This window comes from Rhizobium sp. K102 (assembly GCF_022385315.1).
GTDB lineage: Bacteria > Pseudomonadota > Alphaproteobacteria > Rhizobiales > Rhizobiaceae > Rhizobium > Rhizobium croatiense.
In genome coordinates, this window is sequence record NZ_CP092436.1 from 3,288,684 (window position 1) to 3,302,968 (window position 14,285).

17 protein-coding genes and 2 pseudogenes are annotated in these 14,285 nt (G+C 62.4%); 12 read left to right on the forward strand and 7 right to left on the reverse strand.

Features of this window, described 5'->3' with window-relative positions:
• The first annotated feature begins 36 nt into the window (after window positions 1–36).
• Together MHI61_RS22230 and MHI61_RS22235 are read left to right on the forward strand one after the other, a co-directional pair.
• The gene (locus MHI61_RS22230; RefSeq protein ID WP_239790552.1) at window positions 37–954 is read left to right on the forward strand and encodes an oxidoreductase; all 918 of its coding nucleotides are present in this window, start codon (window positions 37–39) and stop codon (window positions 952–954) included.
• Window positions 955–1,458: 504 nt separating this feature from the next.
• Complete coding sequence (locus MHI61_RS22235) at window positions 1,459–1,989, forward strand: dihydrofolate reductase family protein (protein WP_239790553.1); 531 nt, start codon at window positions 1,459–1,461, stop codon at window positions 1,987–1,989.
• Between the two features lie 77 nt (window positions 1,990–2,066).
• Here the strand turns inward: MHI61_RS22235 and MHI61_RS22240 are convergent, their stop codons facing one another.
• The 3 genes from MHI61_RS22240 to MHI61_RS22250 form a co-directional block, all read right to left on the reverse strand.
• Window positions 2,067–2,612 carry a YbhB/YbcL family Raf kinase inhibitor-like protein gene (locus MHI61_RS22240; RefSeq protein WP_239790554.1) on the reverse strand — a complete coding sequence of 182 codons (546 nt, stop codon included), beginning with the start codon at window positions 2,610–2,612 and terminating at the stop codon, window positions 2,067–2,069.
• 41 nt (window positions 2,613–2,653) lie between these two features.
• The gene (locus tag MHI61_RS22245; protein WP_239790556.1) at window positions 2,654–3,505 is read right to left on the reverse strand and encodes an AraC family transcriptional regulator; all 852 of its coding nucleotides are present in this window, start codon (window positions 3,503–3,505) and stop codon (window positions 2,654–2,656) included.
• A gap of 184 nt (window positions 3,506–3,689) precedes the next feature.
• Window positions 3,690–4,586 carry a LysR family transcriptional regulator gene (locus MHI61_RS22250; protein ID WP_239790557.1) on the reverse strand — a complete coding sequence of 299 codons (897 nt, stop codon included), beginning with the start codon at window positions 4,584–4,586 and terminating at the stop codon, window positions 3,690–3,692.
• Between the two features lie 118 nt (window positions 4,587–4,704).
• Between MHI61_RS22250 and MHI61_RS22255 the strand changes: the two genes are divergently transcribed.
• The 3 genes and pseudogenes from MHI61_RS22255 (at window position 4,705) to MHI61_RS22265 (ending at window position 6,745) form a co-directional block, all read left to right on the forward strand.
• Window positions 4,705–5,079, forward strand: a complete 375-nt coding sequence (locus MHI61_RS22255; RefSeq protein ID WP_239790559.1) for an Atu4866 domain-containing protein — start codon at window positions 4,705–4,707, stop codon at window positions 5,077–5,079.
• A 37-nt stretch (window positions 5,080–5,116) separates the two neighbouring features.
• Window positions 5,117–5,962 (forward strand): annotated as a pseudogene (locus tag MHI61_RS22260) (oxidoreductase); the annotation flags it as partial.
• Between the two features lie 48 nt (window positions 5,963–6,010).
• Window positions 6,011–6,745 carry an SDR family oxidoreductase gene (locus tag MHI61_RS22265; protein WP_239792893.1) on the forward strand — a complete coding sequence of 245 codons (735 nt, stop codon included), beginning with the start codon at window positions 6,011–6,013 and terminating at the stop codon, window positions 6,743–6,745.
• Window positions 6,746–6,779: 34 nt separating this feature from the next.
• Here the strand turns inward: MHI61_RS22265 and MHI61_RS22270 are convergent, their stop codons facing one another.
• Window positions 6,780–7,343 carry a methylated-DNA--[protein]-cysteine S-methyltransferase gene (locus tag MHI61_RS22270; RefSeq protein WP_239790560.1) on the reverse strand — a complete coding sequence of 188 codons (564 nt, stop codon included), beginning with the start codon at window positions 7,341–7,343 and terminating at the stop codon, window positions 6,780–6,782.
• A gap of 171 nt (window positions 7,344–7,514) precedes the next feature.
• Here MHI61_RS22270 and MHI61_RS32820 point away from each other — a divergent pair.
• The 4 genes and pseudogenes from MHI61_RS32820 to ybaK form a co-directional block, all read left to right on the forward strand.
• A pseudogene (locus tag MHI61_RS32820) lies at window positions 7,515–7,592 on the forward strand (2'-5' RNA ligase); the annotation flags it as partial.
• A 92-nt stretch (window positions 7,593–7,684) separates the two neighbouring features.
• Window positions 7,685–8,743 carry a succinylglutamate desuccinylase/aspartoacylase family protein gene (locus MHI61_RS22275; RefSeq protein ID WP_239790562.1) on the forward strand — a complete coding sequence of 353 codons (1,059 nt, stop codon included), beginning with the start codon at window positions 7,685–7,687 and terminating at the stop codon, window positions 8,741–8,743.
• A gap of 90 nt (window positions 8,744–8,833) precedes the next feature.
• Window positions 8,834–9,184, forward strand: a complete 351-nt coding sequence (locus MHI61_RS22280; RefSeq protein ID WP_239790563.1) for an ArsC family reductase — start codon at window positions 8,834–8,836, stop codon at window positions 9,182–9,184.
• A 10-nt stretch (window positions 9,185–9,194) separates the two neighbouring features.
• Entirely contained in the window at window positions 9,195–9,668 is a 474-nt protein-coding gene (gene ybaK, locus MHI61_RS22285) for a Cys-tRNA(Pro) deacylase (RefSeq protein WP_239790564.1), read from the forward strand.
• Here the strand turns inward: ybaK and MHI61_RS22290 are convergent, their stop codons facing one another.
• A complete protein-coding gene (locus MHI61_RS22290) occupies window positions 9,669–10,112 on the reverse strand; it encodes a helix-turn-helix domain-containing protein (RefSeq protein ID WP_239790565.1) in 444 nt (147 codons plus the stop codon). It lies immediately after the preceding gene.
• Window positions 10,113–10,193: 81 nt separating this feature from the next.
• On the opposite strand from MHI61_RS22290, the gene MHI61_RS22295 reads away from it, so the two are divergent.
• Together MHI61_RS22295 and MHI61_RS22300 are read left to right on the forward strand one after the other, a co-directional pair.
• A complete protein-coding gene (locus tag MHI61_RS22295) occupies window positions 10,194–10,877 on the forward strand; it encodes a glutathione S-transferase family protein (RefSeq protein ID WP_239790566.1) in 684 nt (227 codons plus the stop codon).
• 124 nt (window positions 10,878–11,001) lie between these two features.
• Entirely contained in the window at window positions 11,002–12,255 is a 1,254-nt protein-coding gene (locus MHI61_RS22300) for an aminopeptidase (RefSeq protein WP_239790567.1), read from the forward strand.
• Here the strand turns inward: MHI61_RS22300 and MHI61_RS22305 are convergent.
• Entirely contained in the window at window positions 12,203–13,114 is a 912-nt protein-coding gene (locus tag MHI61_RS22305; RefSeq protein ID WP_239790569.1) for an EamA family transporter, read from the reverse strand. The genes MHI61_RS22300 and MHI61_RS22305 overlap by 53 nt on opposite strands.
• Window positions 13,115–13,195: 81 nt before the next feature.
• On the opposite strand from MHI61_RS22305, the gene MHI61_RS22310 reads away from it, so the two are divergent.
• On the forward strand, window positions 13,196–13,693 hold the full coding sequence (locus MHI61_RS22310) for a MarR family transcriptional regulator (protein WP_097666960.1): 498 nt from the start codon (window positions 13,196–13,198) through the stop codon (window positions 13,691–13,693).
• Here the strand turns inward: MHI61_RS22310 and MHI61_RS22315 are convergent, their stop codons facing one another.
• A complete protein-coding gene (locus MHI61_RS22315) occupies window positions 13,694–14,284 on the reverse strand; it encodes an NAD(P)H-dependent oxidoreductase (RefSeq protein ID WP_239790570.1) in 591 nt (196 codons plus the stop codon).
• Between the last annotated feature and the right edge of the window lies 1 nt (window position 14,285).

A 14,285-nucleotide genomic window follows, 5' to 3' on the forward strand; every position in this document is an offset into this window, starting at 1 on the left:
AATGAGCATGTAAGCACTCACAAATAAGGATCGAAAATGTCGAATAGCAAGGGTTTCACCGAAGCCGATGTCCCTAAACAGACGGGAAAGAGCTTCATCGTCACAGGCGCTAACGCTGGCGTCGGGTTCGAAATCGCGCGGGTGCTTGCCGCCAGGGGCGCGCGCGTCCTGCTTGGCTGCCGCGAGCAGACCAGGGCGCGGGATGCCATCGCGCGGATCAAGCGGATCACGCCGAACGCCGATCTCGTCTGGTTGCCGCTCGACCTCGGTGACCTCGACAGCGTTCGCACCGCAGCCGAGATCGCCGCGAAGGAGTCACGGATCGATGCGCTCATCAACAATGCCGGGATCATGAACCCGCCGCTGACGCGCACGAAGCAGGGGTTCGAATCGCAGTTCGGCGTCAATCATCTCGGCGTGTTCGCGCTCACCTCGCTGCTGCTGCCCAAACTGGCGGAGACACCGGGATCACGGGTAGTCGTGACGTCGAGCGTCGCGCATCTGAAGGCCAGGATCGACTGGGACGACCTCAACGCCGACAAGAGCTACATCAAGACCGAACGCTACGGCGCCAGCAAGCTGGCGAGCGCGCTGTTCTTCTTCGAACTGGATCGTCGCCTGCGCGCGGCTAAGTCGCCCGTCACAGCAATCGGCGTCCACCCTGGAGTCGCCGCCACAAGTCTTGGCCGTCACATGGGGCTGATCCAGATCGTTGGCCCAATCGTCGGCCTGCTGCTCAATAGCGCCGACAAGGGCGCGTGGCCGCCGCTTCTGGCCGCGACCGGCAAGGTAAAGCCCGGAGGCTATTACGGGCCCACCGGCTTTGGCGGAATCCGCGGTGTAGCCGGCGAAGCAAAGCGCGCGCCGCATGCCGAAGATCCGGCGCTCACGAAGCGGCTCTGGGACGTCTCCATCGCCATGACCGGCATCGATCCAGGCTTGCCGGCCGCCTGACCTCACGAGGCGACAACGCTGCGTCAGGCCCTCGTGTCGGCTTGTTCTGGGGCGCGGGCTGGACGGGCCTCCACCGGGGCGACGAAACCTTGCTACAGGAGATATGACGGTAATTTCCGCTGGTAGCGAAGCGGCTCTCAGCCGCTAAAATCGGTTCTCAGAGCCAATCCACCTCGATGATACCGAAACGATGCAAAAAGATATTCAGTGAAAAATCTGCTTAAAATCAAACATCGTCGATTTTTGACGGCCCCATGGCGGCTTGTTGTCATCTAAACTGAGGCCGGCGCCAAACGAACGGCGATCATCGAGTTCATGGTGGACGACGTCGACCCGCATATGCCCGGCTGAAGAATAAAGTCGACCTTATTCCACAGCGCGCAGCAAGTGGTTCGCCTCCGAAAAACCAATTGCAAAGTACAATCAGTCGATCTAAGTTGTCACCGATGGCGCGGACGCAATCTGACCTCATGCGGATGGACCCTTGAAGGAAAGGAAGTGAGCATGGCCAAGCTCGTGTTCGGAATGAACCAATCGCTGGACGGCTACGTCGATCATACGGCGTTTGCGCCAGGTCCCATACTCTTCCGTCACTTCATCGAAGCGACGCAGCGGCAGGCGGGCAGTGTGTACGGTCGCCAGATGTACGAGATCATGCGTTACTGGGATGACGACCACCCTGAATGGGACGCGGACAGACGCGCCTTCGCGGCCGCCTGGCGGAACCAGCCGAAATGGGTCGTCTCGCGCTCGTTGAAATCGGTCGGTCCAAACGCCAGCCTTGTTGACGGCGATCTCGAGGGCGCGATCCGTAAGCTGAAGGCCGAACGCGACGGAGAGATCGAAGTCGCCGGCCCGGTTTTGGCGCGAAGCCTCACCGATCTTGGCCTGATCGATGAGTATGTCATCTATCTGCACCCCGTCGTGCTCCGTCACGGCAAGCCATATTTCGCCGGACCCCGACCGCCACTCCGCCTTATAGCCAATGACCGGATTGGCGAGGATGTGATCCGGCTGGTCTACGTTCCTGCTTGATTTCCCAAATCCCAGCAGCCGGCCGAAATTTCCTCGGCCGGCCGCGCTCGATAGGGAGAATGGCTGTGATGGCGGCGTCAGCGGCCGTAGGTGACTTCAAGCGAGGCCTTGTCGAGCGTATTCGCCCGGACATAGTAGCCAACCATCGCGCCCGGCGCCGTATCGGGAAGCGGCAGCTTGTCGACCGAGAGCGCGTAGACGGTGAACTGGTAATGGTGCGGCGCATCGCCGACCGGCGGGCATGCGCCGCCATAGCCTGATGTACCGAAATCCGTACGGCCTTCCACGGCCCCTGCCGGAAGCTTTTTGTCACCGCTGGCACCGGTCGCAATCTTTGAGGCGTCTGCCGGGATGTTGAACACCGACCAATGCCACCAGCCCGAACCGGTCGGAGCATCCGGGTCGTAGACCATGACGGCGAAGCTCTTGGTTCCCTCTGGAGCACCCGACCAGGTGAGTTCCGGCGAGATGTTCTTGCCCGTGCAGCCGAAGCTGTTGAAGACCTGCGCATCGGCCATGGTCTTGCCTGATGTCAGATCTTTCGACGTGAGCTTCATTTCGGCTTGGGCGGCGGTGGCGCCAAAGACGGACGCGGCCAGAAGTGCTGCTGTTACAAGACGCATGTTGTTTTCCTGCGGTTGATGATGCGGGAAAACTACCGTTATCACGGCAGCGCATCTGCCCCGCTATGCTCAACTTCTGCCCCCATCCGCTCAAAACGCTCAGCTCCGCCCCGCACATCGCGCGGATTGACGCCGAACCGCTCTTTGAACCGCGCCGAAAATTGCGACGGCGAATCGTAACCGACTTCGAGCGCCACCTGTGCCATCGGCAGGGTTGTGGTTTGAATGAGGGCGAGGGCGCGATTCATCCTTGTGTCGCTCAATATCTCGCTGAAACTTGTCTTTTCGGCGGCGAGCTTACGCCGGAGCGTCGCTTCGCTCATGTTGAAGGCGCGCGCCGCATGCCCCAGCGTCCAATCAAAGGCCGTATCACTTTCAATCATCTGCCTCAGCCGGTCCTCGAGCCGAGGACTTTCGCATCGGCCGAGCACCGCGCCGCAGAGCGCGAACCAGATGATCAGCTCCATCAAACGTGCCTTGGCAATGGGGCCGGGAAGCCTCGTCAGATTGCCGGGCTGACAGCAATAGGCAAACAATGCCGCCGCTTCCTCAGGCAGCTTCGAGGCACCGGCCGGGAGCGGCCGCGAGGGGACGACGATCGAACCCATGGCGATATAGGCATCCTCGAACAGCTGTCTTGGAACAGGCAGCGCCAGGGTCTGATACTTCTGCGGCGCCTTTGGAATGTTCTCCATCGTCAACGGCCGATAGTCGGGCAGCAGGGCATAAGCGCCCGCCTCAAGACGCAAAGCCTTGTCATCCGCCATGACGATCTTCGTTCCCGATTGCACCTGGATCAATAAGGGGCTCGTATTGACGAGACGAAAAAAGCAGGCGCGCCCACCCTGACGGATCAGGGCCCTGGTTGGAATGCGAAAGACGTCGTCCAGCATGGCTTCTCCGGCAACAGGGAGCCCCTCGCCCCTGATCCTTGGCGATGAGGAAATAACAAAACCGCGTGATAGGGGCAACCTTGAGCCGGGCGCATGCCCGGCGGGAACCGCCGCATCCCTCGCCGGGAAGACTGACTTCAGTTCGCTTGGATCGACCGCAAGTTCGGCAAGGGCTCGACCATATCTAACGCCAGGCAGACCTCTTGATATGCTCAACCAGTGCCCGCAGCTTCAGCGGTTGCCGCTCGCGCCTGGGATAATAGAGATAAAAGCCGGGAAAGGGCGGGCAGAAATCTTCGAGCAGCGGCACGAGCTCTCCGCGATCGAAGTAGGGCTGGAAGGTTTCCACCATGCCGAAGGTGATCCCCGCCCCGGCACAGGCCAGGCGGATCATCATGCCCATATCGTTCGTTGTGACGGCAGGGTCGACGGCGACGTCGAAATCGCGATTGTTTTCAGTGAACTCCCAGCGGTAGGGCGCCGTATCCGGGCGAGGCCGCCAGCCGATGCAAGCATGGCTTTGCAAGTCACGAGGATGGCGCGGACGGCTGCGCCGCTTGATGTAGGCAGGAGAAGCCGCTGGGCATTGGCGCTGCTCTTGGGAGACGGATATCGCGATCATGTCCTTTTCGATCACCTCGCCGAGCCGGACACCGGCGTCAAAACCAGCCTCGACGATATCGAATTCTTCATCGGTGACGGTGATATCGAGTTTGATTTCGGGACAGGCTTCGATGAAGCCGGCGAGCAACGTGCCGGACAGAAAGCTCTCGGCGATCGAGGACACAGTGATCCTCAGCAGGCCGCTCGGGCGCGCCTGCATGTCCCGCACCGTCTGCATGGCATCCGTGACCTGCCGGACCGATGGACGAACCGCCGCGAAGAACACTTCGCCGGCTTCGGTCAGGCTGACGCTACGCGTTGTGCGCTGGACGAGCGCGACGCCAAGACGATCCTCCAGACGCTGCAGGGACTGACTGACAGCGGAGCGGGTGACGCCGAGACGCTCTGCCGCACGGCGAAAGCTCCGCGCCTCCGCCACGGCGAGAAAGACTGAGATGCCCTCGAGATCGTCGACCATTGGTTAGGAAACCTAACCAAGCCATCGCGGATTGGCAACTTAATCACTTCAGTTCATGCGCCTATCTTTTTTGTCGAGGCCCGCCAAAACAGCGGTGCTGACCTCGAAAGGAAGAAGGATGCAAAACATTTCCATGAAATCCGTCCTGCATTTTTGCGCCGCCGCCACCTTAGCCGGCACGGCGGTCAGCCCGGCAGCCGCCGATAGCGTCGGCGGCCACCAATCCACGCGTCAACAAGCAAGCGAGAACACGATGCAGCAACATCCCTATGTCGGCACGTGGGTGACCGACGACGGCCGGGTCCGCCACCAGCTTCTGCCCAACGGTCGCTACGACGAGGCCCGAGGAAACCGGGAGAGCGCCTATCGAGGCCGTTACGAAGTGGCCGGGAGCCACATCGAATATTGGGACGACACCGGCTTCACGGCCGACGGTGATTTCGTCGACGGCAACACCCTCCATCACGGCGGCATGGTGCTTCGCCGCAAATGACAAGCTCGCTCAATAAGGCTCTATCCGGCCGGAAAGGATGAGGATCATGTCTTCCACCACACCCATCTGGTTCATAACAGGCGCATCGTCCGGCCTCGGCCGGGCGCTCGCCGAGGCGGTTCTCGCCCGTGGCTGGCGGGCCGCGATAGCGGCGCGCAGACCCGAGACCCTTCGGGATCTCGCAACGGAACACGGCGACCGCGCCCTTGCTCTCGCCCTCGATGTGACGGACAGCCGCTCAGTCGCCCGCGCGGTTCACGACGCCGAGGCGCATTTCGGCGCGATCAACGTCGCCGTCAACAATGCCGGTTACGGTTACCTCGCGGCGATCGAAGAGGGCGAGGACGCGGAGATACGCGCCCAGTTCGAGACCAATGTCTTCGGCGTGATCGCCGTCACCAAGCATGTCCTGCCGGGCATGCGCGCGCGCCGGCGGGGGCATATCTTCAACGTCTCGTCGCTCGGCGGGCTCGTCGCCTTCGCCGCGACCGGCTACTACCACGCCACCAAGTTCGCAGTCGAAGCCCTGTCGGAATCGCTTTCCCATGAGGTTAAGCCGCTCGGCATCAGGGTGACGATCCTCGAACCCGGTGCCTTCCGCACGGATTGGGCGGGCCGGTCGATGGTCGAATCCAGGACGGTTATCGACGATTATGCCGAAACCTCAGGCAAGCGGCGCCAGGCCACCCGTTCAATCTCCGGCAAACAGCCCGGTGATCCCACGCGTGCCGCCGCTGCCATCATATCGGCGTTCGAGGCGGAGGAGCCGCCATTGCGCCTGCTGCTCGGCGCGCCCGCCCTAGAGATCGCCCGCGAACGGCTCGATGCGCTGCGGGCAAATTTCGACGCCTGGGCGCAGACAACGCTCAGCGCCGATTTCCCCGACGGAGCCGCGCCCGAGAAAACACTCAACAGACAAATGGAGCTTGAAATGTCGAACATCGAAGGAAAAGTCATTGCCATCACCGGCGCCAGCAGCGGCATCGGCGAGGCTGCTGCAAAGGTGCTGGCTGCGGCGGGCGCCCACATCGTGATCGGCGCCCGCCGCATTGAGCGCCTGGAGAGGCTCGCCGGCGACATCGAAGCCAGGGGCGGAACGGTACGGCTGCGAAAGCTTGACGTCACCGACCGCTCCGAGGTCGAGGCCTTCGCAGGCTTTGCCAGATCCGAGTTCGGCCGGCTTGATGTCATCGTCAACAATGCCGGCCTGATGCCGCTCTCGCCGCTCGAGGCCCTGAAGGTCGATGAATGGGACCGGATGGTCGACGTCAACATCAAGGGCGTGCTCTACGGCATCGCCGCAGCCCTGCCGATCATGAAGGCGCAGGGATCCGGGCAGATCATCAACCTGTCTTCGATCGGCGGTCACAGCGTCTCGCCAACGGCCGCCGTCTATTGCGCGACGAAATTCGCGGTCCGTGCAATCTCGGACGGGCTGCGGCAAGAGACCGATCGCATCCGCGTGACCGTCATCTCTCCCGGCACGACGACATCGGAACTGGCCGACACGATCACCGACCCGACCGCGCGCGACGCCATGAAAGCCTTCAGGGCGATCACGATCAGCCCCGATTCTATCGCCAATTCGATCCTTTATGCCGTCAGCCAGCCTGACGATGTCGATGTCAGCGAGATCATCATCCGGCCGACGGCCAGCCCGCATTGAGCAGCCAAAATCCAATTGAAATTGCCCCCGCCGCCTAAAACCCCAGTGACCGCTGGGCGGGCGGCGGCGGGGCGAGGTTGACGCCTTCGAGCTCCAGCATGCGGGTCTTCGACGTCGAACCGCCGGGAGCGGAGAAGCCGCCGATCTTGCCGCCGGCCGCCAGCACCCGGTGGCAGGGAATGATCAGCGCGACGGGATTCTTTGCCATCGCCTGGCCGACGTCGCGGGCAGCTTCCGGCCCGGCGCCGAGCTCTTTCGCCAGCGCGCCGTAGGTGGAGGTGCGGCCCCAGCCGATGCGCCTTGCTGCCACATAAACCTCCCTGAAAAAGGCATCCTGGCCGGCAAGATCGAGTTCAACGCCGGAGAAATCCGTCTCCTCACCCTGGAAGTAGCGCTTCACTGCCGCCACGGTCTCGAGCACATCAGGCGTCGGCGCACCGGGCAAGCCATCGGGCAGACGGCGCAGCAAGAGCCGCTCGGTTGCCTCCGCGGTTTTCGTCGGCAGCTGGAAACGGACGATGCCGGCGTCGCTCCAGGCAATGCCGCAGAAGCCACCCGCGGTTTCGAAGATGAGATAGTGGTGTATCGTGTGGGCCATGACACAGCCTCCGCCTTTTCGATTACCACCAAAATCGTACGGGACGGTCGCTGTTTCAACCCGATTCTTGCGCATCTCGTTCTTTTTTTGTTCTTGATATCCTCCCTTGCCGGCGTATCTTTCGTCCCGTTTTTGGAGCGCGAGGCGGTCATGACGACCTGACAGGCCATGAACCAATTCCTGCTGATCCACAGCGTTCTCGGAAAAACCGAATACCACATCATCGATCGCTGGCCGCTTCTCGGCTGAGGGTACCGTGCCCGGTGAGGCTTGCGCTTGCCGGATATGCACGCATAAAGCTGGACGAACCGTTGGGTCGGCAAAACGCGGAGCACGACAGCATGGACGTTTCAGAGATCATCATCCCGGGCGATACGCCGGGAACGGAATGGCGGCTGCCAGTGCTGCGCTTCAAGGGTCGCGATCCGAAGGCGCCGAAGATCTATATCCAGGCGGCACTGCATGCCGGCGAACTGCCGGGAACGGCGCTGCTGCATTTCCTCTGCGAGCAGCTGCGGCGGGCGGAAGACCAGGATGGCATCCTGGGCGGCATCACCATCGTGCCGCAGGCCAATCCGATCGGTGCGGCGCAGTCGCATTTCGGTGATTTGCAGGGCCGTTTCGACCTTGGCTCGCGCACCAATTTCAACCGGGATTTCCCGCTGATCTCCATTGCCGATCGATCGACGCTGATCGAAGAGCTCGACGATTACCCGGCTACCGACAGGTTGAAGCGGCAGCTTCTGCATATGGCGCTCGGCGCCGATCTCGTCCTCGACCTGCATTGCGACGACGAATCCCTGCAATATGCCTATGTCGACGAGGCTTTCTGGCCGGAGGCGGCCGATCTCGCCGCCGCGCTCGACATGGAAGCCGTGCTGCTTTCGGATGGCGAAAGCTCCGCCTTCGAGGAGGCTGTCGGCTTTGCATGGAAATATGAAATCCTCGGCGAACGACGGTCCATGCTGGGCAAGCTTTCGGTCACGGTCGAGCTGCGCGGCAAGCGCGATGTCGATCCGGCGCTGGCGAAGCGGGATGCGGACGGGCTCTGGCGTTTCCTCACATCACGCGGGATCGTCAGCGACGAACCGGTGGCGCCGGCCGCGTTTGCCGGCCCGGCCGTGCCGCTCGACAATGTCGAGATCATCCGGGCTCCCGAAGGCGGCGCCGTGCTCTTCCATCGCGCGATCGGCGACAGGGTTGTGGAGGGCGAGCGTCTGGCGACGATCATCACCCGGCCGGGGCAAGTTGATGGCAGCATCGATGTGCAGGCGCCGCAGGACGGGCTGATCCTGACGCGGACGTCGGACCGGCTGGTGCGGCGGCGCGGCGACCTGATGAAGATCGTCTGCGCCTGGCCCAGCAAGACGTCGCGCGAGGCCGGCACGCTGGAGAGCTGAGGAGGCGCTGCCGGGAATAAAGCTCACATGGCGTTTGCGCCGGCCTTCGCGCATGCTATCCCGCTGCCATCACAGGGAGATCGATCGGGCATGGCCGTTACCATCTATGGCATCAAGAATTGCGACACGATGAAGAAGGCCCGCAGCTGGCTGGAAGACCACGACGTCGCCTATGAATTTCACGATTACAAGGCGCTCGGCATCGACCGCACCCATCTCGAAGCCTGGATCGACCAGGCCGGCCTCGACACGGTGCTTAACCGCGCCGGCACGACATTCCGCAAACTGCCCGATGCCGAGCGCGAGAACCTGACCCGGGAGAAAGCCATCACGCTGATGCTCGACCAGCCGTCGATGATCAAGCGCCCGGTGCTGGAGGCGAAGGACAAGCTGGTAATCGGCTTCAAGCCGGAAATTTACACCAGCACATTTGGCGGCTGACAGGCGTCTTATGTCCAAGACCACACGCGCGACACAGGTTCTTTCCAAGGCCGGCATCGCCTTCACCGTCCACACCTATGATTACGATCCCGGCGCCGAGCGCGTCGGGCTCCAGGCGGCCGAGGCTTTGGACGAAGCACCGCATCGGGTATTGAAGACGCTGATGGCGGAGCTGGACGGCAAGCCGGTCTGCGTCGTGGTGCCGTCGGACCGCGAAGTCAGCATGAAGAAGCTCGCCAGCGCCTTTGGCGGCAAGTCGGCCAACATGATGAAGCCTGCCGATGCCGAGCGGCTGACGGGCTATCATGTCGGCGGCATAAGCCCCTTCGGCCAGAAGAAGACCGTGCCGACGGCGATCGAGGAGACCGCCCTTGCCGAGCCGCTCGTCTATATCAATGGCGGGCAGCGCGGGCTGCAGGTGCGGCTGGATCCGAAGGAGGCGCTGACGGTGTTGAAGGCCGTCAGCGCGCCATTGATCGCTTGATCACAGGAAGCGCGCGAGCAAGGCGGAGATGCTCTCTGCCTCGCTTTCGGTGAGCCTGCAACCGATATGGCTCTCGATCGATCTGGCATAGACCAACCACATGCGTTCGCGGAGCTGCCGGCCGGCTTCGGTGATGACAACCCAGCGACCGCGTCCATCCTCGGCGAAGACTTCGCGCCGGACGAGCCCCTCTCCTTCCAGCCGGTCGATAAGACGGGAAAGATTATACTGGGCAAGCAAAGTCCGCTCTTCGATCTCATAGGGGCGCAGCCTGCCATCACCGGCGCGCGCCAGTTCCCACAGCACGTCATACCAGGCAAGCGGCGGCATACCGGCCGCTTTCAGCTCAGCTTCGATGGCGGCAAGCAAGCGCTCGCGGGCGCGCATGATGCTGGTCCAGGCACGGGTGGTGGCTTCGCTCGGTTTCGGCATATTTTCTGACATAAATGCAATTACATCTATCTTGAATTCCACCGCAAGCGATATTAGATGCATTTGCATGGATTGTGACCAGGAGAGATTTCCATGAGCAGGCTTACCCTCATCAGCCACCATCTCTGCCCCTATGTGCAGCGCGCCGTGATCACGCTTCTTGAAAAGGGCGTGCCATTCGAGCGCATCAACATCGATCTCGCCAACAAACCGGATTGGTTCCTGAAAATTTCGCCGCTCGGCAAGGTGCCGCTGCTGCGGATCGAGGAAGAGGACGGGAGCGAGGCAGTGCTCTTCGAAAGCAGCGTCATCTGCGAATATCTGGAGGAAACGCAGGCGGGCGCCGCGCTGCATCCGGCCGATCCACTCACTCGCGCCCGCCGCCGCGGCTGGATGGAATTCGGCTCGTCCGTGCTTTCCGATCTCTGGGGTTATGAAACGGCGCAGGATGCGCTGCAGCTCGAAGCCAAGCGCAAAGCCCTCATCGCCAAATTCGCAACGATCGAGAGCGCACTGACAGACGGGCCTTATTTCGCGGGCAGCAGCTTCAGCCTCGTCGACGCCGTCTTTGCGCCGGTCTTTCGTTATTTCGACCTCTTCGACACGCTCGGCGACAGCGGCATATTCGATGGGTTGGAGCGGGTGAAGCACTGGCGCAAGGCTCTTTCCGCGCGGACGAGTATCCGGGCGGCTGTCGGCCCTGATTACCCGCAGCGGCTAATGGAATTCCTCGAAAGACATTCCTCGATCCTGCTCAGGCAGTCTGCCGCGGCGTAAAGGCCTTGCAAGCGGCCGGACAGATAACCGGCCGCTTCAATTCGGCAGCGGCACTTCATTTTCGCCGCAAACGGGTCTAAGTCTTCCAGCTTTCCACCATCGATGACAGAAAGCAGGTCTTACCATGACTTTCATGCCCCAAAGCCAGAACGCCGTTGATCCCGTCAAGCTGGAGAAGCTTGCGGAAGTCGCCGTCAAGGTCGGCCTTCAGCTGCAGAAAGGCCAGGACCTGGTCGTCACCGCGCCTGTCGTGGCGCTGCCGCTCGTGCGCCTGATCACCAAACAGGCCTATCAGGCCGGCGCCGGATTGGTGAGCGCCTTCTATTCCGACGAGGAAACGACGCTTTCGCGCTATCAGTACGGCAGCGACGAGAGCTTCGACCGCGCCTCCGACTGGCTCTATGAAGGCATGGCCAAGGCCTATGCCAATGGAGCGGCCCGTCTTGCGGTTGCCGGCGACAACCCGTTGCTGCTGTCCGAGCAGGATGCCGGCAAGGTCGGCCGCGCCAATCGCGCCACCTCGACGGCCTACAAGCCGGCGCTGGAGAAGATTTCGAATTTCGACATCAACTGGAACATCGTTTCCTATCCCAATCCGTCCTGGGCCAAGGTGGTCTTTCCCGACGATCCGGAGCCGATCGCGATCGCCAAGCTCGCCAGGGCGATCTTTGCTGCCTCGCGCGTCGATGTGGACGATCCCATCGCCGCCTGGGCGGAACACAATGCCAATCTCGCCAAGCGCTCCGCCTGGCTGAACGGCGAGCGCTTCGCGTCGCTGCATTTCAAGGGGCCGGGCACCGATCTGACGGTCGGCCTTGCCGACGGGCATGAATGGCATGGCGGCGCCTCCACCGCCAAGAACGGCATCACCTGCAATCCGAACATTCCGACCGAGGAGGTGTTCACCACGCCGCATGCGCTGCGCGTCGAAGGCCATGTTTCCAGCACCAAGCCGCTGTCGCACCAGGGCACGCTGATCGACAATATCCAGGTACGCTTCGAGGGCGGGCGGATCGTCGAGGCGAAGGCGTCGCGCGGCGAAGAGGTGTTGAACAAGGTGCTCGACACCGACGAGGGCGCGCGCCGGCTCGGTGAAGTGGCGCTGGTGCCGCATTCCTCGCCGATCTCGGCGAGCGGCATCCTGTTCTACAATACCCTGTTCGACGAAAACGCCTCCTGCCATATCGCGCTCGGCCAGTGCTATTCCAAGTGCTTCCTGAACGGCGCGACGCTGAGCCAGGAGGAGATCAAGGCGCAGGGCGGCAATTCCAGCCTGATCCATATCGACTGGATGATCGGCTCGGACAAGGTCGATATCGACGGCCTCAGGCCGGATGGTTCGCGGGTTGCGGTGATGCGGCAGGGCGAGTGGGCCTGACCGGCATCGTCGCGCGCTGACTGAGCCAGACGCCGGCGAGCACCAGGGCGAAGCCGGCGACCTGCGCCGGCGCCAGGCTCTGGCCGAGCGCCAGCCAGCCGAGCAGGGTCGCCACGACAGGGCTCAGAAAGCCGAGCGAGGCGGCCGCCGAGGGTTCGATGCGCGACAGGCCGCGGAACCAGAGCAGATAGGTGAAGGCCGCGCCGATCAGGCCGAGATAGGCGATACCGGCAATGTTTGCGGCGCTGAGTGCCGGCAGCGCCGGCTCGAGGAAAAGCGCAACAGGCACCAGCAGGATGCCACCTGCCGTCAGTTGCCAGGCGGTGAAGGTGAGGTTCGATACCGGCGGCGCCCAGCGCCGCGTCAGCACCGTGCCGAAGGCCATCGAGACGGCGCCGGCGAGACCGGCAGCGATCCCGACGGGATCAAGCGCCGCCTTCGGCGTCAATACCAGCAATCCGACGCCGGCCATGCCGGCAAGACCGGCCAGCACGGCCAGCGGCCGAACCGGCTTGCCGAGGAAAAACCGCGACAGGGCGATGACGATCAGCGGCTGCACCGCGCCGACCGTTGCGGCAACGCCGCCCGGGAGCCTGTAGGCCGAGACGAAGAGCATCGCCCAGAAGAACGAGAAGTTCAGCGCGCCGAGAATGAAGGCCCTTCCCCACCAGATGCCGAAAGGCAGCTTCCTTACCAGGAGCAGAAGCAGCAGCCCGGCCGGCAGGGCTCTCAGCATCGCGACTGTCAGCGGATATCCTGCCGGAAGGAAGGAGGTGGTGACGATATAGGTGCTGCCCCAGATAGCGGGTGCGAGCGCGGTCATCAGCACATCGGTCAAATATCGAGGATTTGTCTTCATCTCAAGAATCTCTATATCAAGATAAATTTAGAATAGCGTATTTTATCTTGACGTCAAGATATCTACTGTTATCGATGTGGAATGGATGAAGACAAGCAAGATCACGTCGACAGAATCCTGGCGCAATGGCGGCGCGAGCGCCCGGACCTCGACGTCGAGCCGATGGGCATCCTCGGACGCCTGAAGCGCCTCGGCACGCATCTCGGCCGCGAAGTGGAGGCGGTGCTGCTGAAGCACGGGCTTTCCACTTCGTCCTTCGACGTGCTGGCCACCCTTCGCCGCTCCGGCGCGCCTCATCGGCTCTCACCCGGCGAACTTCTGGAGATGACGATGGTCAGCTCCGGCACGATGACGAACCGCATCGATCAGTTGGAGAAGGCGGGTTTCGTCGAACGCATCGTCAATCCGGACGACAGGCGCAGCGTGTTGATCGCACTGACGGATAAGGGGTTCACGACCGTCGAAGAGGCAGTCGGCGCCCATGTCGCCAACCAGCAGCGGCTGACGCGCAATCTGACTGCCGAGGACAAGGCGGCGTTCGACCGACTGCTCAAGAAGTTTCTGTCGGATTTCGAATAATCAGATGGCGGCGAGCGCCTTGCGGACGCGCTCCAGATGCGCCTTGCGCCTGGCTGCCGTGGCGCGGTCCATGTCGTGCAGGTTCAGCATGCGGAAGACGAGCTTCTTCGAACAGAAGTTGGCAATGCCCCGCTTCAGCAGGCGGCGGACGGGGTTGCCCATATAGAGATGAACCAGCCACCAGGGCGAGCCCGTCGTCGTCAGCGCATAAAGCAGCCTGATATTGGTGAGCTCAGGCACGATGCGGCCGCCGGCGGCATCATGCGTGAAGGCCACACCTGGCGCGAAGATGCGATCGAAGAACCCCTTCAGAATGGCCGGGAAATTGAACCACCACTGCGGAAAGACGAGGATGAGACCGTCGGCCGACTGCAGCCGGGCAACGATATCGGCGACGGCCGACGTATCGTAGGGCGTGTCGAAATACGTGCGGCGCTCGGCCTCGGACAGGCGCGGATCGAAATCCTCGGCGTAGAGGTCAAGCAGATCGACGATATGGCCGGAGCCTTCCAAGGCTTCGCGAGCCGTGCGCGCCACCGAGGCGGCAAAACTTTCCGGCAGCGGATGGGCAAGCACCAACAGGATCTGCATC